Source organism: Mesorhizobium newzealandense (assembly GCF_042682145.1).
GTDB classification, from domain to species: domain Bacteria; phylum Pseudomonadota; class Alphaproteobacteria; order Rhizobiales; family Rhizobiaceae; genus Mesorhizobium; species Mesorhizobium newzealandense.
This window is the reverse complement of the sequence record NZ_JBHUGZ010000001.1, coordinates 681353-705522: the sequence shown is the minus strand read 5'-3', so window position 1 is coordinate 705522 and position 24170 is coordinate 681353. Positions and strand designations below refer to the sequence as shown.

At 64.1% G+C, this 24170-nt stretch carries 19 protein-coding genes; 9 read left to right on the top strand and 10 right to left on the bottom strand.

The annotated features are described in order from the left end of the window. Positions 1–154: 154 nt before the first annotated feature. Positions 155–1471: an NAD(P)H-dependent oxidoreductase gene (locus ACFSOZ_RS03085; RefSeq protein ID WP_379093547.1), complete on the top strand. Its 1317-nt coding sequence runs from the start codon at positions 155–157 to the stop codon at positions 1469–1471. Between the two features lie 4 nt (positions 1472–1475). Here ACFSOZ_RS03085 and proC read toward each other — a convergent pair whose 3' ends face one another. The 3 genes from proC to ACFSOZ_RS03070 form a co-directional block, all read right to left on the bottom strand. Next, entirely contained in the window at positions 1476–2291 is an 816-nt protein-coding gene (proC, locus tag ACFSOZ_RS03080; RefSeq protein WP_379093544.1) for a pyrroline-5-carboxylate reductase, read from the bottom strand. 126 nt (positions 2292–2417) lie between these two features. Beyond that, positions 2418–3746, bottom strand: coding sequence for an O-antigen ligase family protein (locus tag ACFSOZ_RS03075; protein ID WP_379093541.1), 1329 nt, complete (start codon positions 3744–3746; stop codon positions 2418–2420). Beyond that, on the bottom strand, positions 3715–4713 hold the full coding sequence (locus ACFSOZ_RS03070) for a glycosyltransferase family 2 protein (protein ID WP_379093538.1): 999 nt from the start codon (positions 4711–4713) through the stop codon (positions 3715–3717). The genes ACFSOZ_RS03075 and ACFSOZ_RS03070 overlap by 32 nt, the downstream gene beginning before the upstream one ends. 172 nt (positions 4714–4885) lie before the next feature. Between ACFSOZ_RS03070 and ACFSOZ_RS03065 the strand changes: the two genes are divergently transcribed. Genes ACFSOZ_RS03065 through ACFSOZ_RS03055 form a run of 3 tightly spaced genes read left to right on the top strand, consistent with a single transcriptional unit; the run spans position 4886 to position 7769 of the window. Next, a complete protein-coding gene (locus tag ACFSOZ_RS03065) occupies positions 4886–6058 on the top strand; it encodes a glycosyltransferase family 4 protein (RefSeq protein WP_379093535.1) in 1173 nt (390 codons plus the stop codon). Continuing rightward, entirely contained in the window at positions 6055–6849 is a 795-nt protein-coding gene (locus tag ACFSOZ_RS03060) for a WecB/TagA/CpsF family glycosyltransferase (RefSeq protein WP_379093532.1), read from the top strand. Before ACFSOZ_RS03065 ends, ACFSOZ_RS03060 begins: the two co-directional genes overlap by 4 nt. Then, positions 6846–7769, top strand: coding sequence for a DUF6492 family protein (locus tag ACFSOZ_RS03055; protein WP_379093529.1), 924 nt, complete (start codon positions 6846–6848; stop codon positions 7767–7769). Before ACFSOZ_RS03060 ends, ACFSOZ_RS03055 begins: the two co-directional genes overlap by 4 nt. Positions 7770–7792: 23 nt before the next feature. Here ACFSOZ_RS03055 and ACFSOZ_RS03050 read toward each other — a convergent pair whose 3' ends face one another. Then, positions 7793–9088 (bottom strand): lipopolysaccharide biosynthesis protein, encoded by a 1296-nt coding sequence (locus ACFSOZ_RS03050; protein WP_379093526.1) that lies wholly within the window; start codon positions 9086–9088, stop codon positions 7793–7795. Positions 9089–9288: 200 nt separating this feature from the next. Between ACFSOZ_RS03050 and ACFSOZ_RS03045 the strand changes: the two genes are divergently transcribed. The 4 genes from ACFSOZ_RS03045 (at position 9289) to ACFSOZ_RS03030 (ending at position 15942) form a co-directional block, all read left to right on the top strand. Further along, positions 9289–11991, top strand: a complete 2703-nt coding sequence (locus ACFSOZ_RS03045) for a GumC family protein (RefSeq protein WP_379093523.1) — start codon at positions 9289–9291, stop codon at positions 11989–11991. 248 nt (positions 11992–12239) lie between these two features. Next, entirely contained in the window at positions 12240–13139 is a 900-nt protein-coding gene (folD, locus tag ACFSOZ_RS03040; RefSeq protein ID WP_379093520.1) for a bifunctional methylenetetrahydrofolate dehydrogenase/methenyltetrahydrofolate cyclohydrolase FolD, read from the top strand. Between the two features lie 56 nt (positions 13140–13195). Beyond that, entirely contained in the window at positions 13196–14158 is a 963-nt protein-coding gene (locus ACFSOZ_RS03035; protein ID WP_013530232.1) for a GlxA family transcriptional regulator, read from the top strand. 125 nt (positions 14159–14283) lie between these two features. Further along, positions 14284–15942, top strand: a complete 1659-nt coding sequence (locus tag ACFSOZ_RS03030) for a vWA domain-containing protein (RefSeq protein WP_379093517.1) — start codon at positions 14284–14286, stop codon at positions 15940–15942. A 68-nt stretch (positions 15943–16010) separates the two neighbouring features. On the opposite strand, the gene edd is transcribed toward ACFSOZ_RS03030, so the two are convergent. The 3 genes from edd to zwf all read right to left on the bottom strand — a co-directional run bounded on the left by edd (position 16011) and on the right by zwf (position 20073). Beyond that, positions 16011–17834: a phosphogluconate dehydratase gene (edd, locus tag ACFSOZ_RS03025; protein ID WP_379093514.1), complete on the bottom strand. Its 1824-nt coding sequence runs from the start codon at positions 17832–17834 to the stop codon at positions 16011–16013. A 71-nt stretch (positions 17835–17905) separates the two neighbouring features. Then, positions 17906–18622 (bottom strand): 6-phosphogluconolactonase, encoded by a 717-nt coding sequence (gene pgl / locus ACFSOZ_RS03020; RefSeq protein ID WP_379093511.1) that lies wholly within the window; start codon positions 18620–18622, stop codon positions 17906–17908. Beyond that, complete coding sequence (gene zwf / locus ACFSOZ_RS03015) at positions 18604–20073, bottom strand: glucose-6-phosphate dehydrogenase (protein WP_379093508.1); 1470 nt, start codon at positions 20071–20073, stop codon at positions 18604–18606. The genes pgl and zwf overlap by 19 nt, the downstream gene beginning before the upstream one ends. 314 nt (positions 20074–20387) lie before the next feature. Here zwf and ACFSOZ_RS03010 point away from each other — a divergent pair, with 314 nt between their 5' ends. Continuing rightward, a complete protein-coding gene (locus ACFSOZ_RS03010) occupies positions 20388–21134 on the top strand; it encodes an SDR family oxidoreductase (RefSeq protein WP_379093505.1) in 747 nt (248 codons plus the stop codon). Positions 21135–21241: 107 nt separating this feature from the next. On the opposite strand, the gene ACFSOZ_RS03005 is transcribed toward ACFSOZ_RS03010, so the two are convergent. The 3 genes from ACFSOZ_RS03005 to ACFSOZ_RS02995 form a co-directional block, all read right to left on the bottom strand. Then, the gene (locus tag ACFSOZ_RS03005; RefSeq protein WP_379093502.1) at positions 21242–22099 is read right to left on the bottom strand and encodes an SH3 domain-containing protein; all 858 of its coding nucleotides are present in this window, start codon (positions 22097–22099) and stop codon (positions 21242–21244) included. 337 nt (positions 22100–22436) lie between these two features. Beyond that, positions 22437–23723 (bottom strand): NAD(P)/FAD-dependent oxidoreductase, encoded by a 1287-nt coding sequence (locus tag ACFSOZ_RS03000; protein WP_379093499.1) that lies wholly within the window; start codon positions 23721–23723, stop codon positions 22437–22439. 72 nt (positions 23724–23795) lie between these two features. Further along, positions 23796–24161, bottom strand: coding sequence for a four helix bundle protein (locus ACFSOZ_RS02995; RefSeq protein WP_379093496.1), 366 nt, complete (start codon positions 24159–24161; stop codon positions 23796–23798). Positions 24162–24170 lie beyond the last annotated feature (9 nt).

Genomic DNA, 24170 nt, shown 5'->3' with positions numbered 1-24170 from the left:
GATCGACGACGCGATCGACGTGTCTTCCTCTGCTCCCCATCGTCATGCCCGCTTTGACCGACGAGAAATCGCCGCCGGCTTGCGGTTTCGTTGGCAAAAGGGGGTGCTTCCCTGCTATTGCCGCCTCCAAATCGAGAAGTATGGACGCTCCAGCATGACCAATGTCGCCCTGACCGGGCTTGCCCGCGATCTCGCCAGCCGTGCCGCTGAAGGCCGTCCGGTGCGCATCGGCGTCATCGGCTCGGGCGAGATGGGCACCGATCTGGTCACGCAAGGCATGCTGATGCCGGGCATTTCGGTTTGCGCGATCTCGACACGCCGCCCGCACACCGCGCGCGAGGCCATCCGCATCGCCTATGGCGATGAAGCCATGGCGGTCGAAGCCGATATCGCCTCGAAAGTCACCGGCGCCATCGAGGGCGGCAAGATCGCCATCACCTCCAATGAGATGCTGGTGACCAACCCGCTCATCGACGTCGTCATCGACGCCACCGGCAAGCCTGGCGTCGCCGCCGATTTCGACCTGATGGCGATGGAGCACGGCAAGCATCTGGTGATGATGAACGTCGAGGCCGACGTCACCATCGGCTGCTACCTCAAGCAGCAGGCGGACCGGCTTGGCGTCGTCTATTCGGTCGGCGCCGGCGACGAGCCGTCAAGCTGCATGGAACTGATCGAGTTTGCGTCGGCGCTTGGGCTAACCATCGTCTCGGCCGGCAAGGGCAAGAACAACCCGCTCAACCACGATGCCGTGCCCGACGACTATCGCGCGGAAGCGATCCGCCGCAACATGAACCCGCGCATGCTGGTCGAGTTCGTCGACGGCTCGAAAACCATGGTCGAGATGTGCGCCATCGCCAACGCCACCGGGCTGGTGCCCGACGTACCTGGCATGCACGGCCCGAAGGCTGACCGCGACGACCTCGTCAAGGTGCTCATTCCGCGCGAGGATGGCGGGCTCTTGTTGAAGAAAGGTGTCGTCGACTACACGGTCGGCAGGGGTGTCGCGCCCGGTGTCTTCGTCATCGTCGAGGCGACGCATCCGCGCATTATCGAGCGCATGGACGATCTGCATATCGGCCACGGCCCCTATTACAGCCTGTTCCGGCCGTATCATCTGACCTCGCTGGAAGTGCCGCTGACCGCCGCCCGCATCGTGCTTTTCGGCAAGCCCGACATGGTTCCGCTGCCGCGGCCAGTGGCCGAGGTGTGCGCCGTTGCCAAGCGCGATCTCGCCGCCGGCGAGACCTTCGATGCCATCGGCGAGACCTGCTATCGCTCCTGGACCATGACCGTCGGCGAAGCCCGCGCCCAGCGCGCGGTGCCGGTCGGCCTGCTCGAGGGCGGCAAGGTGTTGAAGCCGGTCCGGAAAGGCGAACTGCTGACCGCCGACAATGCCGCGCCCGACCGGACGACAAGGCTGTTCGCCTTGCGTCGGCTGCAGGACGAGATGCTGTACGGGACGAACTGAGGTCCTACTTCCCCAGTTCGATCGACCGCAGCCGCGCCGCCTCCACCGCCTGGGTAAGCAGATTGGTCAGCCGGTCTTCGCCCATCAGCACGCCAAGGGCCGCTGCCGTCGTGCCGTTGGGGCTGGTGACCTGCTGGCGCAGCACGCCCGGCTCCTCGCCGCTTTCGGCGGCGAGCGCGGCAGCACCGTAGACGGTCTGCATGGCGAGCAGCTTGGCGGTTGCCGTCGGCAAACCGGCTTTCTCGGCTGCGACGGTCAGTGCTTCGATGAAATGGAAGATGTAGGCCGGCCCCGAACCCGACACGGCGGTCACCGCATCCATCAGGCCTTCGTCATCGATGGTTGCCACTTCGCCGCTTGCCGACAAAAGGTCGGCGACGAAACGCTTGGTCTCGTTGGAGACCAGCTTGTTGGAAAACACCACCATCATGCCCTTGCCGATGGCAGCCGGCGTGTTGGGCATGCAGCGCACGACCGGGGCGCGACTGCCCAGGATCGCCTCGAAGGTGGCGGCCGGTGTCCCGGCGGCGATGCTGACGAAGGTGGTGCGGCCGTCGCCGAAGCGCTTGTAGGCGGCCGTCACGTCACGGATCACCTGCGGCTTCACCGCGATGACGACGAGATCCGGCACGGCGTCGGCCGGAATGTCGCCGGCATCCGCGGCCGTGCCGCAGCCCAGCGCCGCGGCCCGATTGCGCAGGTCGGCATTGGGCTCGACCACGAAAACCGCCGATGGGTGAAGCTTGCCGGATTTCAGCCAGCCCGAGAGCATGGCGTAACCCATATTGCCGCAGCCGGCGAGAACAAGCCTGATCGTCATGGAACCCTCCGCAGGAAGGCCTTCACATAGACGCTCGCGGTTCAGTGGGGAAGCCCTGTCAGGACGGACGGGAAGACCGCGATCGGAATCGCACACTGCGATCGGGATCACGCACCATGATCGGGATCACGCACCATGATCGGGATCACGCACCGCCATCGGCCGCAGCGACACTTGCCTCAGGCCAAGCACGCCGAGCACAAAGAACAGCCAGACCGGGTCGCCGCGATGGAAGAAGAAGCTTTCGAGGAAAGCGTTCAGCGCGGTGAACAGCACCACCATCATGAAGAAGTCGCCGAGATAGATGTTTTCCTTGCGCAGCGGGATGCGCATGTAGTCACGCAGCGGCGCGATGAGGAAGGTGTAGACCGCGACGCAAAGTGCCGGAATGCCCATCAGCACGGCGATGTCGAGATAGCCGTCATGGCCGTGCACGATGGTTCTGATATCCCAGGGCCGGTCGAACGGCTGATCCTGGTTGAGCAGCAGCGGCGTGCCCCAGAAGCTTTCATAGCCGTAACCGGTCCATGGCTTCTTCGCCAGCATGCTGCCGGCGAACTCCCACAGCGTCGTGCGCCCGGTATAGGTCATGTCGGGAAAGTAGATCGCCGCCAGATGTTTCACCGGCGGCAGGAAGACGATGCCCAGCGTACCGACCGCCGTGGCGATGATCGCCAGCGCAAACAGGATCGGCGTGCCAAGCCGCATGCCCATCAGGCTCGGCAGCACGACGATCAGGATCGAGAACGGCACCAGGCCGGCCGTCGTCTTGGAGCCGGTGTGCAGCATGAAGATCATCGCCGCGCAGAACATCCCCGCCCCCCAAAGTCGCTGCCCGCGCCGGTAGAGGTAGAGGCCGGCGAAGCTGAAACAGGCCATGATCGGCCCGGCGATGTTCTTGTGGGTGAACACGCCGCGCCACAGGCCGGCATGTTCGGGCTCCTGTGAGTCGGCGGTGTGCATCGCCTCGTGCGGAAAGACGATGAGGCCGAAATAGGAAAGGCCCATGACCACGACGGCGGTGAAGATGATGACCTTCGAGAAGGCTTCGGCGTCGCGCGGCAAGACCAGGATCGTCGCCATCGCCAAAATGCCGATCAGCGTGAAGGAGGCGGCGCGCATCGCCGAGGGCGGGTCCGTCGCCAGCACCACCGACAGGAAAAAGAAGCCCAGCATCAGCACCCAGGACGGGCTGAGCAGCGAGCGCACGATGCGCGGATCGGCGAAAGCCATCAGCGAGAAGATCGACATGGCGCCGAGCGAGCTGAAGCCAAGCTGGTTGACGATGTCGCCGCCTGCGCCGGTCAGTTCGGCGCCGGCCGGCTGGAACGGGCGAAAGGACACCATGATGATGGTGAACAGCAGTGCCGCGATCGCGGTTGCCACGCCTTCGCGCGTGAACGCGGCGCTGAGCGGCGCGCGCTCAGTTTTTCTCAGGCTGGCGGTACTGCTCATTGGCATATCCGAATTCGGCCAGCACGCGACCCAGCGCCACATGGACGGGGTAGATGGCGATCGCCGGCGATCCTGTCCGCACCAGCCGGATCATGCCGCGAAACGGCGAGGCGGCAAGCAGCGCAAGACTCTTCAGCAACACCTTGGCGCCGGCCAGCGGCGTGCCGGCGCGCTTCTTCTTTTCGACCAGTGTCGAGATCACGCCGTTGCGCAGGCTGCGGGCACGGATCCAGTCGGCCTCGACGCGGCGGGCTGGGACGGTCTCATGCACTTGTCCCTCGGCGCACCAGCCAAGCACGAAGCCTCTCTGTGCGGACCGGCTGAGAAAGTCGGAATCACCGCCGCCCATGAAGTTGAATTTGAGATCGAGAAAGGGCGGACCCATGGCGATCAGGACGTTGCGCCCGACCAGAAGATTGCCGGACGAATAGAGCGCCGGCACGCGCCCCGTCTCCCGGTAGGGCGGCGCGAACACCGGATGCTCTGCCCACCTCGCATGGGCCGGGTCGGCAAAGTCAGGCACCTGCGGGCCGCCGACGATATCGGCGCCGAGCGTTTCGGCTGCCCCGCACATCCGTTCCAGCCACTGCGGATCGGCGATCTCGTCATCGTCGATGACCAGCAGATGCCTGAAGTTCGGAAACTGCAGGATCGCCGTCTGCCAGCCGGCATTGTAGGCGCTGCAATTGCCGCGCTCATGCGCGATGATGACCATGCCGGACATCTCGCCGCGCTCGAACAGCGGCAGCGCCGCCTTGGCGCCGGCAAGCGCTTCGGCTTCGTTCTCCATGACGATGACCGCAAAGCACCTGGCGGTTTGCTGGGCGCGCAGCGACGCCAGCGTTTCCAGCACCTGCTCGGGCCGCTTGAAGGTAGGCAAGGTGACGACCGCTTCGACAGCCTCGGCCGCAAGCCGGGGCGAGCGTCCCGCGATCGATACCGAACTGTCCGATGGCAAAGGGATCATCCGTGTCCAACCACATGGTGAGTTGGGCTCTGGTAGCACCACGGTGATAAGGTTTCGTTAATCACCTTGCACGGAGAAGCCCGCCAGGCGCGGGTTTTCGCTCGTTGACTGTGCTCACTTAATCAAGGGTTCACCGCACTTTGCTACCGGCTACACCCACAGGATAGGTGAGATGCATCTGCTGTTTGCCACATCGATCGTGCCCGACGGCGCTCTCGCCTCGGGTTATGAGATCGCCAACGCTGCAATCATCGCTGCGCTGCGTCGTGCCGGCGCGCGCGTCACCGTCATCGGCTTCACCTGGCCGGGAAAGCCCGCGGCCGATCCCGAAAACACCGTGGTGCTGGGCGCGATCGACGTGCGCACGGACAATGCCTCTGCGCGGCAAAAGCTGGCCTGGGTCGGCAAGGCGTTGCCTTCGGGCCTCACCTTCGCGTCGGTGAAGTTGCGCGCCGTGTCCGACAGCGATGTTCTCGCCGCTGTCAAAGGCGCCGGTCCGGTCGACGGCTATGTGATGAATTCCGTGCAGTTCGCTGGCGCCTTCGAAAAGCTGTTCACTGAGCGGCCTTCGATTTTCGTCGCCCACAATGTCGAGCATCTTTCGGCGCAGGAGAACGCCGTTGCGGCCGGCAGCCTCTTCCAGCGCCTGTTGTTCCATCGCGAGGCGAGGTTGCTCAAGACCATGGAAGAGCGTCTTTGCAGCCGGGCACGCTTCGTCTTCACCTTGGCCGAGGAGGACCGCGCGGCACTCGGTGTTGCCTCCGACGACCGCTCGGCGGTGCTTCCATTGGTGACCGGCGCCCAGGCGTCCGAACCGAAAGGCCAGCGCCGCATCGACTGTGACGCGGCGCTGATCGGCACCTGGACCTGGCAGCCGAACCGCATCGGTCTCGACTGGTTCCTGGGCAAGGTGGTGCCGCATCTGCGGCCCGGTTTCCGCATCCGCATCGCCGGCAGCATGCCTTCGGGCATCACCTCGAAGCATCCGGGCGTCGAATTTGTCGGCCGTGTGCCCGATGCCCAGGCCTTTGTGCGCAGTGCAGCCGTCATCCCGCTGATCAGCACCGCCGGCAGCGGCGTCCAGTTGAAGACCATCGAAACCTTCGAGCTCGGTCTGCCGTCCGTCGCCACCAGCCGCTCGCTGCGCGGCATCGAGCATCGCCCGGCCAATTGCGTCGTCACCGACGATCCCGCCGCCTTCGCCAGCGCCCTTGAGGCATCGGCGGCCGACATTCGGGATGTTGACGGCAGCGCATTCCGTCGTTCGCAGCTCAAGGCGCTCGATGCCGCCATCCGGCTCGGCCTCGAAAAACTCGGACCGGTCAGGCAGGAGGCGTTTGCATGAACATGCATGCCGCCCGCGCCGCTTCGGGGCGCGACACCTTGAGAACGATCCTCGGCATCCCGGTGCTCGCGATCCGTTGGGACGAGGCCATGGCCCTGCTGACGCGGTTGACCAGAGAACGCCGTTTTACCAAGGTCACCTTCCTCAACGCCCACAATGCCAACATGGCCTGCACGGATCCGGTCTTCGCCGAGGCGCTGGATGACTTTCTCATCCTACCTGATGGCATCGGTGTCGATCTCGCGGCGAAAGTTCTCTACGGCTCGCCTTTCCCGGACAATCTCAATGGTACCGATTTCGTGCCTGCCTTCCTGCAGGCCTCGACCCGGCCGCTGACTGTGGCTTTGCTCGGAGCCACGCGCGTCAATGCCGAAGCGGCGTCGAAGAAGCTGGCGGCGATTGCCGTCCAACATAGGTTCGTAGTCATCCACGACGGCTTTTTCTCCGCCGCGCAGGAGCCGGAGATCGTCGAACGGATTGCAACCCTGCGGCCGGACGTGCTGCTCGTCGCCATGGGCGTACCGCGCCAGGAATTGTGGATCGCACGCCACATTGACGCGCGTCACTGCACGCTGCCGATCGCCGTCGGTGCATTGCTCGATTTCCTGAGCGGCGCGGTGCCGCGGGCGCCCGTGTGGATGCGCCAGCTGCGCCTCGAATGGCTGTTTCGGTTGGCTGTCGAACCAGGCCGCCTGTGGCGCCGCTACGTGGTCGGCAATCCACTCTTCCTGCTGCGCGTCGTCAGGCAGAAATTCTCGCGTGCATCAGAAGCTGCCGGAGACATCCATTGAACAGCCGGTTCGTTCCGGATGCCGCTGTCGAGCCAAGCCCGCTTCGGCAGATACCGACGGCGGCAATAGTGACGGCAAGCTATGCGCCAGATTTCGAGCGCTGCCGCCTGTTGTGCGAAACGCTTGACCGCCACGTCTCTGGCGCGGCGCACCACTACATCCTGGTCGAACATCGCGATATCAAGCTTTTCCGTCAGTTGGAAACCGGCCATCGTAGCGTCGTCGATGAGCGGGAATTGCTGCCGCGCTGGCTGCATGCCTTCGACGATCCGCTCAGCCTGTTTCGCCGGCGCGTCTGGCTCAGCCTGAAGACCCAGCCGCTGCGCGGCTGGCACGTACAGCAGCTGCGCCGTATCGCGATTGCCGCGCACGCCGGGGAAGACGTGCTGATCTTCTGCGATTCCGACGTCGCCTTCGTCAAACCTTTCGACTGCGGCGCCTTCTGGCGAGACGGCAAGGCGCGGCTGTTCCGCCGCGATGGGGTGCTTGCAGACGAAGGTCATGACGAGCATCGCATCTGGTCGCGCAACGCGGGTGCGGCACTCGGCATCGACCCGTCCCGGACATCGGTCCATGACTATATCTCGACGCTGATCGCGTGGCGGCGAGACACCGTGCGGGCCATGTGCGGCGAAATTGAGAAAGTCCATGCGCGCGGCTGGATCGAGGTTGTCGGCTCGGCGCGCAAATTCTCCGAGTGCATGATCTACGGCCGCTACGTCGACGATCTGCTGGAGGGCGCCGGCCATTTCCACGGTTCGGAGGAGTTCTGTCGCGTCCACTGGACGGGCGAAGCGCTGTCGGACGACGAGTTTCGCCGCTTCATTGGCGCCATGGCGCCGGAACAGGTGGCGATCGGCATGCAGTCGTTCATCGGCACCGATATCGGCCGCATCCGCCGCCTGATCGGGCTTAGCTAAGCATAGTCCCGAAAGTGGGAGCTCTAAACTGGCTTCGCCGGCTTGCGCATCGCCGAATAGGTGAGCAGCGTCGAGGCGAGATACAGAAGTAGGAAGACGACGTTGAGCGACAGCACCAGGTTCGGCGTGTCGAGGACGGTCGTCAGCACATAGGTCAGCAACACCGCCTTCAGCCCGGCCAGCAGTCCGAGATTGAGCGCCCGCACCAGCGTCTGGCCACGTGCGAACAGCAGCTCGGCCTGGTATTCGACCAGATTGCGCAGTCCCGGAACGCAGATCGCCAGCGCCACCAGCGGGGCGGCCTCGGCGACATTCTTGCCGAGCGCGTTGGGGAAGAAATGCAGCACGATGCCAAGCGTCAGCAACGCCAGCGTCGAGACCGCGAACACACCGCCCTCGATGCCGCTCTTGACCGCCAGCCGCGACAGCAGTTCCGGCGCCCGCATCATGCGCTGCACCAGCATCATTGAGAAGGTGCGGATCGGAATGGCCGTCAGGTCGACCAGCCGCATGATGATGGCGTAGATACCGGCCAGATGTGGCCCGCCGATAGCCAGAACCAGTAGCTTGTCGAACTCCATCTGCAGGTAGAACAGCACCTCGGCGCCGGCCACGTAGATGGAGTCGGCCAGCCGCCGCAGATAAAGCTCGATGCGCAGCCGCAACCGCTGGCGCGGGTAGAAGAAGCCGAATGCAATCAGCAGCGAGGCGGCATTGGCGCCGATATAGAACCACGACCATATCCAGACGCTATGGTGCGCCCAGAACATGAAGAGCACCGCGCCAACCGCCCGCAGTGCCGTCGCCATGATGGCCAGCAGGGCTGCGCGGCCGAACTTGCCCAGACCGTTGTTGACGATCAGCGCCACCTCCACCGGCCGCCACAACAGCGCCTCGGCAAAGACGATTGCCGCAAACACCGACAGCGGCACGGTGTCGGCGAAGAAGATCAGGTAGACGCCGAACGAGGCCGCGGCCAGCAGCGGCAGCGACAGCACGCCGAGCAGCAGGAAGCCGGCGGTGAAGGTGCCGATCAGATTGGGACGGATGGCGGCCGTGCGATAGAGCGCCGAGATGAAACCGAAGGCGAGGATGCGCGACAGCATGACGCCGGCCGCCGATGCCGTGGCGAACATGCCGAACTCGGAAATGGACAGCGTGTTGGCCAGCGCGATGAAATAGGCGAGCGAAAACACCAGTCGCCCGCCGGCGCCGCTGATCGCCGAGAAATAGTCGCGCAGCAGCCCCCGTCGTTCGGCCAAAAAAGTGCCGATCCGGGCGAAGGGCCGCCTTTGCGATATGTCACTGGCTTGCGTCATGTTTCTGGGGAGAGCTTAGGTTGGAAAACTTAACGTGCGGTTCTGGGGCTTGAGGGAGGGTCGAAAAATAGCTGCAAGCGGAGAGGGAAACCGCAGCTTCGGCGCGCGAAAATTAACCTTTTGTTTTCCATGCCTGTTTAGCGTGGCTTAACGAATGGCGAAGCGCCGTTTGCAGGCCGCCAAGGGTAAAGCTCCAGACGATGGTCGACAGGGAAAACCGCGAAGACTGGAAGCGTGAGCGTTCGCTGCTGGCGCTCGGTCAGGCTGTGCGCGGCGACGACGAACCCGACGCGTCGCTGGTCTCGATCGGGGATCGGGCAGACCGGTCATGGCGCGAGGATGCCGCCGCGCGCCATCGTCTCGCCCGGTCACGGCGCGAGCCGCGGCCGAACCCTTCGCAGCGCGAGGCGCTGTCGAACCCGAATCCGTCGGATGTGGTCGGAACAGACGGGTATCAGGCTGGCCATGGGCCCGCTTCAACTGCGCAGGTGCCACCGCAGCGCGGTCCATCCGCCGACGATAATTCAGCAACCGGATCCGCGTCATCGGCCTACGCGCAACCTGCGTCGCGGACAGCGTCTGTTGCCGCAGAGCCCGCAGGCACCTATCGCCCCGATCGCACATCCGAACCTTACCGTTCAGGCGACGCGCGGGCGTCCCGCAGCGACAGCACGGACAGCCAGCAATGGAAGCCGCTGATCGATCCGATGCAGGTCGTCCGCGGTGTTGCCAGGTCGAAGCTGCTGATCGTGACGACGACGATACTGGGTGCCGGACTCGGCATTGCCATCGCGCTGTCGACGCCGAAGAAATACGAGGCCACCACCGAACTGATCGTCGATCCGCGCGACCTGAAGCTCACCGATCGCGACCTCACCCAGTCGGTCGTCGCCTCCGACGCCACGCTGGCCATCGTCGAAAACCAGGTCCGGGTGCTGACGTCCGGTACTGTTCTGAACAAAGTCGTCGACAAGCTCAATCTCGTCAACGACCCGGAATTCAATGGGCAAGGCAGCGGCGGCCTCGGCGTCATGTCGCTCATCCGTTCCGTCCTGTCGCGGCACGACGGGCCGGGCGGTGTCGACGACACCCGCCGCCGTGCACTCGCTGTCGGCAACCTGGCCGAAAGCCTTTCGGTCGAACGCGGCGGCAAGACCTTCGTCATCACCGTCAGCGCCACCACGCAGAATGGCGAGAAATCGGCTCTCATCGCCAACACGATGACGGATGTCTTCCTGCAGACCTTCGGCCAGATCCAGTCCGATACCGCCGGCCGCGCCACCGACGAACTGACGGCCAGGCTTGATGAACTGCGCAAGGGCGTCGAGGCGGCTGAGCGCAAGGTCGAGGATTTCAGGGCCACGCACGACCTCGTCGACGCACAGGGCCACCTCATTAGCGACGACGAGATGCTGAAACTCAACGAGCAGCTGTCGGTTGCCCGCGCCCGCACCCTGGAGCTCAATGCCCGGGCGGCCTCGGCGCGTTCGGTCGACGTCAACTTAGTTCTCACCGGCACCTTGCCGGAGGAGATCAACTCCAACACCATGAGCGATCTGCGTTCGCAATATGCGTCGCTCAAGCAGGAGGCTGACCGCGCCGCCATCCGGTTTGGACCGCGTCACCCCGAACTCCAGGCGCTCAATGCCCAGCTTGCCGGTGCACGCGACCGCATCGCCGGGGAGCTGCACCGCATCGGCTCGTCGCTGCAGGTTGACCTCAAGCGCGCGGTCCAGCTCGAACAGGATCTCGCCTCTCGTCTGGCGCAGCTGAAGGTTCGCAGCGGCGACGTCAACAGCGATCTGGTGTCGATGCGCGAACTGGAGCGCGAGGCAGCCGCCAAGCGGTCCGTCTACGAACAGTATCTGCTGCGCGCCAAGGAGACCGGCGAGCAGAAGGACATCAACACCGCCAACATCAATGTCATCTCGAAGGCCTTCGCGCCGCTCGAGCCGAACGGACCGTCGCGGGTCGTCGTGGCGCTTGCCGGTCTGTTGCTCGGCTTTGCCTCCGGTATTGGCCTCGGTGTCATGCGTGGCGCCTATGAGAGTTTGCGTGAGACCGCGACATCGCGCTCGCGCCGCGATCGCAGCACGGACGAACGCCGGACGCCTTACGAAGACAAGGCATATCAGGCAGCACCCCCGCCGGCACCACGACCGCCGGCACCGCAGCCGGCGGCGCCGCCACCCCCTGCGCCGCCACCCCCTGCGCCGCCACCGCCGGCATCACCCCGGCCTGTTCAGCAGGCTGAGATCGTGCCAGACGAAGGCCCCGGTCGGATCAGTGCGCTGCTGTCGATGCTGCGCAAGGCCATGTCCCGCAAGCCGTCCCCGGAGGACACTGTCGATACCGGTGAGTGGGTCTCACCCCTCGCTGACGTGAGATCAACGGAAGATTCGACGCTCCCCGTCTATACCCAGTCGGCGGCGGCCTTTGCGCCTCGGCAGCCGGCTGCGGCAGCCTATCCGCTGCCGCCTTTCCAGCCGGGCGCCCATGGCCCCTATCCGCAACCGATGGCGCAGCCGCCATTGCCTCCTCACATGGTGCCGCAGCGGCCGTATTCGGGCCCACAGGCCTATCCCTACGCGCAGCCGATGGGCTATCCGCAGGCGCAGCCCTGGCAGGCGCCGCAGCAGCCGGGCTATCCCTATCCGCAGCCCACGCCCCATGCCGGACAGATGCCTTATCCACCTCTGCCCGCTTCTCCGGTCTATCCGCAGCAGCCCACCTCGCCGCAGCAGCCAGTTCAGCCTCATGAGCCGCCATCGGTGGAGGCGCCGCGGGCCGCGGACGATTTCGAACGGCACGCCCCAATCGACGAAATCCGCGCCAGCCTGCGCGAATTCCGCGAAGCGGTCCGCGAACTCACCGAGACCCGCGCGCGCCGCCGTTACTTCTGAGCCACAAAATACTCCGCGGTGCCGAACAAAAACATGCCGGTTTCGCGTAAACGGCATGGGACGGCGCTTTGGCGGGATTGCGTGTTGGAATTTTCGTGAAAATGCCGCGCTGCATGTTGCCGAATGCACGCTCTCGGGCTTGATCCGGGTGCACGGATTTCGCGGCATGTGTCAGACAAGGGTTCAAGGCGACGCATTCATGTTTTCGGATGCGGGCGCCTTGGCGGAACGGTGTTGAAGGGTGGTCCATGGCCGAAGTGATTGATGGTAAGAGCGTCGCCGAAGACGTGGTGCGGACGGTCAAGACCCTGACGGCCGAACTGGTCGCGAAAGGCAAGGCCAAGCCCGGTCTTGCCGTGGTCATCGTCGGCGAGGATCCGGCCAGCCAGGTCTATGTCGCTTCCAAGTCTCGCACCGCCAAGGAATGCGGCTTTCATTCCGTCCAGCACACGCTGCCGGCCGAAACTTCCGAACCGGCATTGCTGAAAATCATCGGCGACCTCAACGCCGATCCGGCCATCAACGGCATCCTGGTGCAGCTTCCGCTGCCTGCCCATATCGATGCCGGCAAGATCATCCAGACCATCGCGCCGGAAAAGGATGTCGACGGCTTCCATTTCATCAATGTCGGCAAGCTCGGCACCGGCGAACTCGAGACCGCCTTCGTGCCTTGCACGCCGGCCGGCTCGATGCTTTTGATCGAGCGCGTGCGCGGCAAGGACCTGTCCGGTCTCAACGCGGTCGTCGTCGGCCGCTCCAACATCGTCGGCAAGCCGATGGCCAACCTCCTGCTTGCCGCCAACTGCACCGTCACCATCGCCCACAGCCGCACCAGGGACCTGCCGGCGCTCGCCCGCACCGCCGACATTCTTGTCGCGGCCGTTGGCCGGCCGGAAATGATCAGGGGTGATTGGGTGAAGCCCGGCGCCACCGTCATCGATGTTGGCATCAACCGCATTCCGGCGCCGGAAAAGGGCGAAGGCAAGTCGCGCCTCGTCGGCGATGTCGCCTATGCCGAAGCGGCCAAGGCCGCTGGCGCCATCACGCCGGTTCCCGGGGGTGTCGGCCCGATGACCATTGCCATGCTGATGGCCAATACGTTAGCCTCAGCCTACCTTGCGGCCGGATTGAAACGGCCGTCCTTCTGACCCACCAGAAAGCCGCAGCTTTGCCGAACCCAACTGTTCCTGTAGAACGGCCGGTCATGACTGACCCCGTTCAAGGTGGCCGGCAGTTCGCTTTCCTGCTGGTCGACAAGTTCTCCATGTTCTCGCTGGCCGCGGCGATCGATACGTTCCGGTCGGCGAACCGGTTGCTTGGCCGCGACTTCTACGGCTGGACCACGGTGTCGGCAGATGGCGATCCGGTGATGGCCTCCAACGGCCTGCCGCTCAAGATCGACTATGCCGTTGCCGACCTGCCGCCGGTCGACATCCTCTTCGTCTCGGTCGGATTGACGACGGAATTTCCCGGCAAGAGCAAGGTGCTGGCGGCGCTGCGCAGCTGGGGCCGGCGCGGCAACGCGCTCGGCGCGCTGTCGGTCGGGTCCTACCTGCTTGCCGAGGCCGGCCAACTCGAAGGATATCGCTGCACCATCCATTGGGAAAACCGCGCCGGCTTCGTCGAACGGTTCCCCGACATCAACTGCACCGGCAACGTCTTCGAGATCGATCGCAAGCGCTACACATGCGCCGGTGGCACGACCTCGATCGACCTGATGCTGGAGATCGTGCGCGGCGATTTCGGCTCCAACCTTGCCAATGGCGTCGCCAACCAGTTCCAGCACGAACGTATCCGCTCGGCCGGCGACCGCCAGCGTGTCGGACCTGAACGCGACCTCACCGGCAAGTCGGAGAAGCTCCGGCGCATCGTCGAGCTGATGGCCGACCACCTCGATGAGCCGCTGTCGGCGGTGCAGTTGGCCAAATCCGCCGGCCTGTCGGTGCGTCAGGTCGAGCGCCTGTTCCTGCGCCATCTCAGCGTCACGCCTGGCCGCTATTACATGCGGCTGCGGCTGGAGCGGGCGCGCGAATTGCTGCGCCAGACCAACATGCCGATCCTCGATGTGGCGATCGCCACGGGCTTCACCTCGCATTCCTATTTTGCCCAGAGCTACCGGCTGCAGTTCGGCCGGCCGCCTTCTGAAGAGCGGCGCACGACCTACTGAGCGGATTTTCGCTTCCGCTCAAAAGTTTGACATTCCGCCGCCTCACACCCGAACCCGGACTTGTGTCGTGACGCCGCGTCAAATAGCTTTCCCGCCCGGACCGGGGCGGACTTGAGGAGATTTCGATGGCGGGACTAGCACGGAGCGTCGCTGCGGCGATCCTCCTTTTGTCGATGACCACATTCGGCTTTGCCGCAAACAAGGTCATCATCATTCTCGATGCCTCCGGCTCGATGTGGGCGCAGATCGACGGCAAGCCCAAGCTCGAAATCGCCCGTGAATCGCTGAGAACCGTGCTTCAATCGGTCCCTGCCGATGACGAAATCGGCTTCATGGCCTATGGCCATCGCGAAAAGGGCAGCTGCGACGACATCCAGCTGATCGTGCCGCCACAGGCAGGCTCGGCAAGCGCCATCTCGGCCGCCGCCGACAGCCTGAAATTCCTCGGCAAGACGCCGCTGACGGCCGCCGTCAAGCAGGCGGCCGAAGCGTTGAAATACACCGAGGACAAGGCCACCGTCGTCCTCATCACCGACGGGCTCGAAACCTGCGGCGGTGACCCCTGCGCGCTAGGCAAGGAGCTCGAAGCGTCCGGCGTCGATTTCACCGCCGACGTCGTCGGCTTCGGCCTGACCGCCGACGAGGGCAGGCAGATCGCCTGCCTCGCCGACAACACCGGCGGCAAATACATCCAGGCCTCCGACGAGAAGGCATTGCAGGAGGCGCTTGTCGAGACCGTGGCGGCGCCAGCGCCAGCTCCGGAACCTGCTCCCGCCCCGGCGCCTGCGCCCGAGCCCGCGAAACCGGAATTCAATTTGCTGCCGACAGCGGTGCTTGCCGAAGGCGGCGACCCCGTCACTGACGGCAACGCCTGGGAAATTTACAAGGCGAAATCCGACGGTACGCGCGGTGACTACATCAGCACCGAATACGGCGCCTACAAGGGCAATCTGGAACCGGGCGACTATATCGTCGTGGCAAGTGACGGCCAGGCCAAGACTGAGCAGAAGATCAAGATCGAGGCAGGCCAGGTCTACAAGCCTCTCTTCAACTTGAATGCCGGCACGCTCATCATCCATCCGCGGCCGAGCGAGGGGGCAGATGTGGTCGATGGCGCGGCTGTCGTCATCGACTATCCTGGTGCCGACATGCCCGCCACCTTTTATGGGACCACGAAAGCCGTGTTGCCAGCTGGCGACGAGAAAGTGACTGTCACGATCGGGCAGGGCGTGGTTACCGAGACGATTCCGCTGGCTGCCGGCAAGACCGTGGAAAAGGACATGATTGCCGGCGTCGGCCATGTCGTTGCCAATGCCTATTATGTTGCTGGCGGCGACAGGGCGGACGGTTCAGGCATCGGCTTCAAGGTGCTCAAGGCGAAAAAGAAGATCGACGGAACCAGGGACGAGGTGACCTATGCCTACGGACCCGACAGCAAGTTCGATCTGCCGCCCGATGACTATGTCTTGATTGCAACGGTTGATCTTGCCGTCGTCGAGCAGCCGTTCACCGTCAAGGCCGGCGAATTTCAGGATCTGAAGATCGCAATGAATGCCGGCGTGCTGGCGATCACTGCGCCCGGAGCCTCGAAGATCGAGATTTTCGAGACCAAGAAGGACATCAACGGCAGCCGCAAGTCGCTTGGCTATGCATTCGACCAGAAGTATCAGGCGGCGATCCCGGCGGGCGACTACGCCGTTGTCTCGGAGAAATCGGACAACAGCTCGAAGGAAGGCTCCGTGACGGTCAAAGCCGGCGAGCGAGCTGAGCTGACTGTGCAATAGGATCGTATGCACGACCGCAAGAAGGTGGCCCATGGGCCACCTTTCTCATGAACGACGCAGAACTGCCGTCACGCTGTTCCAAACGCGCTGGCGCCATGGTCGGCACGGCCGACCAGTTGCCGGAAGCCAGCAAAAAGCTCGCGGCCGAAACCGAACTCGTTGCCGATGAGGTCGGCGTCGGCCGTCCGGCGCAGTGCGAAGTCTCCAGCCGGCACCAGCACTTCCAGCGTTCCGGCTTCGGCGTCGAGCCGGATGATGTCGCCATCATGGATCCTGGCGATCGGCCCGTCCTCGACTGCTTCCGGCGTGACATGGATTGCCGCCGGCACCTTGCCGGAGGCACCCGACATGCGGCCGTCGGTGACCAGCGCAACGCGCTGGCCACGGTCCTGCAGGATGCCGAGCACGGTGGTCAGCTTGTGCAGTTCCGGCATGCCGTTGGCCTTCGGTCCCTGGAAGCGGATGACGGCGATGAAATCACCTGTCAGCGTGCCTGCCTTGAACGCCTCGTTCAGTCCTTGCTGACTGTCGAAGACCTTGGCCGGCGCCTCGACGAGGCGCCGCTCCGGCTTCACCGCCGAGGTCTTGATGACGGCATGGCCGAGATTGCCTGAGAGCACCTTCAGACCGCCGGTCGCCTGGAACGCCTTGTTGAACGGCGCGAGCACCTTCTCGTCGCCGCTTTCGCGCGGCGAGGCTTCGCGCACCACGCCGCCATCGGCGCCAAGCTTTGCCTCGACCGCGTAGGGCCGCAATCCTTCGCCCCACACCGTCTGCACGTCCTCGTGCAGGATGCCTTCGTCGAGCAGCTCGCGGATCAGGAAGCCGAGCCCGCCGGCCGCGTGGAAATGGTTCACGTCGGCGAGGCCGTTCGGATAGACCCGCGCCAGCAGCGGCACCGCTTCCGAAAGGTCCGAAATGTCCTGCCAGGTGATGGCGATGCCCGCCGCCGCCGCCATGGCGATCAGGTGGATGGTGTGATTGGTCGAGCCGCCGGTGGCGTGCAGGCCGACGACGCCGTTGACGATCGACCGCTCGTCGATCATCCGGCCGACCGGCGTATAGGCATTGCCGAGCGCGGTGATTGCCAGCGCCCGTTTCGCCGCCTCGCGGGTCAAGGCCTCGCGCAGCGGCGTGCCGGGATTGACGAAGGAAGCCCCGGGTGTGTGCAGGCCCATGATCTCCATCAGCATCTGGTTGGAGTTCGCCGTGCCGTAGAAGGTGCAGGTTCCTGGCCCGTGATAGGATTTGGACTCGGCCTCGAGCAGTTCGGCGCGTCCGGCCTTGCCCTCGGCATAGAGCTGGCGGACCTTGGCCTTTTCGTCGTTGGGCAGGCCGGTGGTCATCGGCCCGGCCGGAATGAACACCGCCGGCAGATGGCCGAAGGTGAGTGCGGCGATCACCAGTCCCGGCACGATCTTGTCGCAGACGCCGAGATAGACGGCGGCGTCGAACATGTTGTGCGACAGGCCGATCGCGGCGGCCATGGCGATCACATCGCGCGAGAACAGCGACAGCTCCATGCCGGGCTGGCCTTGTGTAACGCCATCGCACATTGCCGGCACGCCACCGGCCACCTGGGCAATGCCGCCGGCCTCGCGCGCCGCGTCCTTGATCAGCGCCGGAAAGGTCTCGAACGGCTGATGCGCCGACAGCATGTCGTTGTAGGAGGTGATGATGCCGAGGTTCGGCACCTTGTCTGCACCCAGCGCCAGCTTTTCCGAGGGGCTGCACACCGCAAAGCCGTGCGCGAGGTTGCCGCACGACAGCACGGCCCGGTTGGCGGTGCGGTTCGACGCCTCGGCGATACGGCCGAGATAGCGCTCGCGGCCCGGTCTGGAACGCTGGCGGATGCGTTCGGTGATGGCTTCGATATCGCGTCTGGCGGTCATGGTGTCGGTCCTTTCAGGCGAGGTCCCGGAACACCCTCCGGCTGTCTGCCGGGACCCTCGGCACGTTCAAATCAGGGCGCCCAGAAAACCTCTACGGGCTTCGGTGCGGCGTCGAGCACGGCGCGGATTGGCTTTCGCGGTCCAGGCGCAACCGCGCTGTCGAAGGCGGTGCGCTTGTCTTCGCCTTCGATGTGCAGCGCGATGAACCCGGCATCGACGATGCGCGCCAGCGACAGCGTCAGCCGCGGCTCGCCGGCGCTGACCGCGTGAACCGGCAGCACGATCCTGTCGGAGGACGGGTCGAGCAGCTTTGCCAGGTCGTCGGCATCCGGAAAGAACGAGGCGGTGTGGCCGTCCGGCCCCATGCCGAGCACGACGACATCAAGAGGCCAGGGCAATGACTGGAGCGCCGCATTGTCGGACGCCGCCGCATCCTGGATGTCGACGGCTTCGTGATAGAGCGGCACGAAGCGTGCCGCGCTGGCTGCGTTCTGCAAGAGATTGGCGGCCACCAGGCCGGCGTTGGAGCGCGGCGAGGAGGCCGGAACGAAGCGCTCGTCGACCAGCGTCACAATCACCTTGTCCCAGGCGATGGGTATCGCCGAAAGGGCGGCGAAGAATTTTGCCGGGGTGGTTCCACCGGAGACGGCGAGCAGCCCTTCGCCGCGCTCGGCGATTGCCTTGGTCAGGCGGCCGGCGACTTGACCGGCAAGGGCGGCCGCCAACTCCTGGCGGCCGGCGAAGCCATTCCAGCTGTAGGCGGCGCTGTTCAATTGCTCTCGTGCCATGTCCGCCCGTCACGTTCGATCAATGCAATGGAGGCCGAGGGTCCCCAGGTGCCCGCAGTGTACCCTTGCGCCTCTTGCCTGGCGCTCTCCCAGGCGTTCTGGATCGGGTCGATCCATTTCCACGCCGCCTCGACTTCGTCGCGGCGCATGAACAGGGTCTGGTTGCCACGGATAACATCCATGATCAGCCGTTCGTAGGCGTCCGGCGCGCGGCCGTCGAAGGATTGCGCGAAGCTCATGTCGAGCGAGATCTGGCGCAGCCGCATGCCGCCCGGACCCGGATCCTTGATCATGATGTACTGCTTGACGCCTTCGTCCGGCTGCAGCCGGATGACCAGCTGGTTGGCAAAGATCGGTCCGGCGCTGTCGCCGAAGATCGAATGCGGGATCGGCTTGAATTCGATGACGATTTCCGAAACCCGCGTCGCCAGCCGCTTGCCGGTTCTGAGGTAGAACGGAACGCCTGCCCAGCGCCAGGTGCCGATCTCGGCCTTGATGGCGACGAAGGTCTCGGTGTTGCTGTCGTGGGCAAGCTCCTCGACATAGCCCTTTACAGCTCCGCTGGCCGAGGCGCCCGCACGGTATTGTCCGCGCACCGTATGTTTCGGGGCTTCGTTGCCGTTGATGCGCTTCAGTGCTCGCAGCACCTTCAGCTTCTCGTCGCGCACCGCGTCGGCGTCCATCGACGACGGCGCTTCCATGGCGACGAGGCACAACAGCTGCAGCATATGGTTCTGCACCATGTCGCGCAGCGCACCGGCCTTGTCGTAGTAGGTGACGCGGTCCTCCAGTCCCACGGTCTCGGCCACGGTGATCTGCACATGGTCGATATGGGCGGAGTTCCACAGCGGCTCGTAGAGCGCGTTGGCAAAGCGCAGCGCCATCAGGTTCTGCACCGTCTCCTTGCCGAGATAGTGGTCGATGCGGAAGATCTGGCTTTCGTGGAAATCGTCGCCGACCAGATCGTTGAGTGCTCGCGCCGAGGGAAGGTCGCGGCCGATCGGCTTCTCCAGTACGATCCGCGAGTTCGGCGTTATCAGATTGTGCTCTTTCAGCTTGTGCGAGATATCGCCGAACAGCGCCGGCGCCACCGCCAGGTAGAAAGCGCGGATGCGGTCGCTGTCGCCGATCGCCTTTTTCAGCTTGTCGAAGCCGGCGCCGGTCGTCGCATCGGCCGAGACATAGGAAAGGCGGGCAAGGAAGGTCTTCAGTTCCTTGGCGTCGATGTCCGCAGCCTTGACGTGGTCGGAGATCGCCTGTTTGGCGAAGGCCTGGAATTCCTCGTCGGTCATCTTCGAGCGCGACGTGCCGATGATGCGTGTTGGCTCGGAGAATTGATGGTCGCGCTGGCGATAGTAGAGCGACGGCAGAAGCTTGCGTTCCGACAGATCGCCGGTGCCGCCGAAAATGATGAAGTCGAAAGGATCGACGGGGATGATCTGGCTGGTCATGGTCTGTCCGCTCTGACGCCGGTCACTGTGACGCGGCTGATATAATCTAATCGATTTAAATTTTCCAGTGCCATGGTGTCACATCTGAGTGTGGCGCCTGCCTCTTGACAGTCCGATGCCCTGGAGGCTTGTCGACAGGCGCGGCTCCGGAAGCCTTCGCAGTTGCAGCATAGAGCGGGATCGAAGCGAAAGCCAAAGGAGAAATCGGCGATGGCCGCACATCTTTCGACCAACCCGGTCAAAGGCACTGGCTTCGTTCGGATATGCGCCATCGGTGCGCCGGTCGATCGTCACCAGCATTGAGCGGGAAAAGCATGCGTCTGGAAAACAAGGTTGCCGTCATCACCGGTGCTGCGGCGGGCTTTGGCGAGGGCATCGCCAGGCGCTTTGCGCAGGAGGGCGCCAGGGTCGTCGTCGCCGACCTCAATGCCAAGGGGGCGGAGCGCGTCGCCGGCGAGATCGGCGAGGCGGCGATCTGGACCCAGACCGATGTTTCACTGCGGTCCGAATTCGATGAGATGGTCTATGCCGCGAAGAGCGCCTTCGGCCGCATCGACATCATGGTCAACAATGCCGGTTACACCCATCGCAACGGCGACTTGCTCAATGTCGACGAGGAAACCTTCGACCTGATCACCGCCGTCAACATGAAGGCGATCTATCACGCCGCACGCGCCGTTGTGCCGATCATGGATCGGCAAGGCGGCGGCGTCATCCTGACCACCGCCTCCACCGCGGGTCTGCGGCCACGGCCCGGCCTCACCTGGTACAATGCCTCGAAGGGCTGGGCGATCACCGCCACCAAATCGATGGCGGTCGAACTGGCGCCGAAGAACATCCGCGTCAACTGCCTCTGCCCGGTAGCCGGCGAGACCGGCATGCTGGAGAAGTTCATGGGCGCCGACACGCCCGAAATCCGCGAGAAGTTCCGCGCTTCGATCCCGCTCGGCCGGCTTTCGACGCCACTCGATATCGCCAATGCCGCACTCTGGCTGGCATCGGACGAAGCCGCCTTCATCACCGGTGTGGCGCTGGAAGTGGACGGCGGACGCTGCATCTGAAAGCGCCAACGCATGACCGCGAAAATCGGTACCGATTTTCGGAAAGGATCATGCGCAAATCAAGTGCCCGAAGGCGGCGGCGTTTCGGCGGCGGGTCGTGACTGGCGTCAGGCGCCGGTCTTGATGTAGCTCTTGTAGATCCAGCCGGTCTTGCCGTTGTAGGTGATCTGGCACCACTTCTTGCAGCTCATCACCTGCACCGAGGTTCTGGCTGGCACCGTGGCGATGGCGGTCGCATTTTTCTTCGGGCTGCTCCGCATGGTCACGGCCCGCAGGATCCGTCCGGTTCCGGCGGCCGCGACTTTGCCTGGCTTCGCCTTGGCCTGGCTGCCGTCGCCTTCCGCCGCTGCGGGCTGCTCTGACGGCACTAGCGGCTGCACCGCCGGGATGGCGGCGGTTTTCGCGCCATCGGGATGGCTGCCCGCCGGCGGAGTGGGTGCGGCAACCTTGGCAAGTTCGGTGGCGGCATCGGTATCGGCTGCCGGCTGCGCGAATGCCACCGCGGCTTTGTCCGGCGCTTGTTCAACCTGGTTCGTCCCATGGCTGGGAGCAGGCGTGCCGGCAGCTTTCGTCTGCGAACTGGTCCAGCGGGGATCATTGGCTGGCAGCACCGGTATGATGGCTTCCGCGGCTGCCACGGTCGGCGAAACCGCGTCGGACTTGCGCGCCGCCTGCGGCACGGCTGCTGTAGCCACAACTGCCCCCACTGGGGCGATTTTCGTCGTTTTCACCGGAATGGTTGGAATGGTCTGCTCGGGGCTCGCCGCCGCTTGCCTGTCATTGGCCGGCAATGCCAGCCACAGCGCCACAGCGGCGACGCCAAGCAGCGCGGCGGTGCCGATCGCGGCGATCACCAGATGCGAGTTCGAGCGGACTTCCTGCCAGAAGGACGGCCGCATGTCATATCCGAACTGCATGGCAAAGCGCCGACGTTCCGGGGTACCGAAACTGAAGGGCTCTCTCACTCTTGCCACCTCCATAAGCGGGCCGATGTTCTTTCGATCGAATGCCAAGAACTTGGCGCCAGATCTGCATCAGTCCCAAGAACCAAAGCGGGCAAGCCCGCAGAATTCCCCGTCAGTCATCCACAACCGGCATCTTTATATCGGTGATTGTGGCATCACTACGCCCTTGTGAGGGATTCTGCTCCTTTGGAGGGGATTCTGCAATGTGCCGTTACGGCAACAAATATTACAACAATATTACATAGATGAGAGCGGTCCTGTCCGGCTGGCGCACGATCCCGAAAAATGGCATCGGTTTTCGCTGGAGATCATGCTCTAACAAAAACAGATAGAGCTTCTAGATCCGGTCCCGCAGCGCAAACCAGTTGAGCGCCAGGAACAGCAGCGGCGCGCGGAAGCGCCGGCCGCCGGGGAACGCCGGGATTTTCAGGTCCTCGATCAGCTTCAGCCGGTCGCGATTGCCGGCGACGGTCTCGGCATAGAGTTTGCCGAAGAAGTTCGACAGCATGACGCCGTGGCCGGAATAGCCGCCGGCCGAGATCACATTGGGCATCACTTCGCGCACGAACGGTTTTCTCGGTACTGTGATGCCGACATAACCGCCCCAGCCATGCGTGATCTCGACATCCCTGAGTGCCGGGTAGAGTTCCGCGATCTGACGGCGGATGTGGATGTGGATATCCTTAGGATCGTTGACGCCATAGACTTCGCGTCCGCCGAACAGCAGCCGTCCGTCCTTCGATCTGCGGAAATAGCGTACGACGAAGCGGGAATCGTCGACCGCCTCACCTCCCGGCAGCACGGCCGAGTTCGCGCCCAGCGGCACCGTTGCGCCGATGAACGAACCGATCGGCATGATGTGCGCGGCACTCACCGGCTCGAGCGTGCCGCCATAGGCGTTGACCGCGATCAGGCCTTTCTGCGCTGTTACGGTGCCTCTCGGTGTCGAAACCTTGACCTTGCCGCCACTGGACATGATGCCGGTCGAGGGTGTCCCTTCGAACAGTTGCGCGCCGGCTTGTGCCGCCACCCTCGCCGTGCCGACCACCAGCTTCATCGGGTGGATGTGGCCGGTGCCGGTGTCGCGGGTGCCGCCGAAATAGGCGGTCGAACCCAGCCGCTCCGCCGTCTCCTTGGCATCCATGAACGAGATATGCGGGTAGGAAAAACGGCTCGCCATGATCTCGGCATGGGCCTTGTAGTCGTCGACATAGCGCGGCTTGTGCGCCACCGAGAGCTGGCCCGGCATGTAATCGATATCGATCTGGCTGGCGGCGGCGAATTCAAGGAGATGCGCCTTTGCCTGTTCGGCAAGGTCGAATAGCGCCTTGGCGCGGGAGAAGCCGTACTCCGCTTCCAGGTCCTCGACCCAGGCGCGTTGGCCGGTGCCGAGCTGGCCGCCATTGCGCCCGGAGGCGCCGTCACCGAAGCGATACGCCTCGATCAGCACGACATTGGTCCCTGCCTTGGCAAGGTGAGCAGCCGCCGACAGGCCGGTGAAACCGCCGCCGATAACGACGACATCGCATGTCCGGTCACCGTCCAGCGCCGGGTATTCCGGCCGTGGGCCGGCAGTGTCCTCATACCAGGAACGGCCGGGAGAGATTGGAGATTGGTAGGGCATGGTTCTCAATGGGAGTAGGGGAGTAGGGGAGTAGGGGAGTAGGGGAGTAGGGGAGTAGGGGAGTAGGGCAGGCTATTCAGGTGACAATTTGCGGATCAGAAGCCGCAAGAGCGTTCCCACGCTCTCGCTACGGTTCATCAAGGGTTCGACCGCCTCGTGCGATGCGATTCCGACGCGTTGTGCAATCAGCAGATGAGTCTCCAACTCCTTGAGGGATCCCTGTGCGATCCGCAGAAATTGCTGATAGGAAGCTCGGCTCTCTCGACCATAACCCTCAGCGATGTTGGCGGGCACGGAGCTGGCTGCCCGACGCAGCTGAGTTGTCATTCCGTAGAGTTCTTCTTTAGGCCAGGCTTTTGTCGTCTCGTAGATTGATACCGCCAAGTCCATTGCCTGCTGCCAGACGATCAAATCCCTGTACGACTCGATCTTCGCCATCGTCTGTCG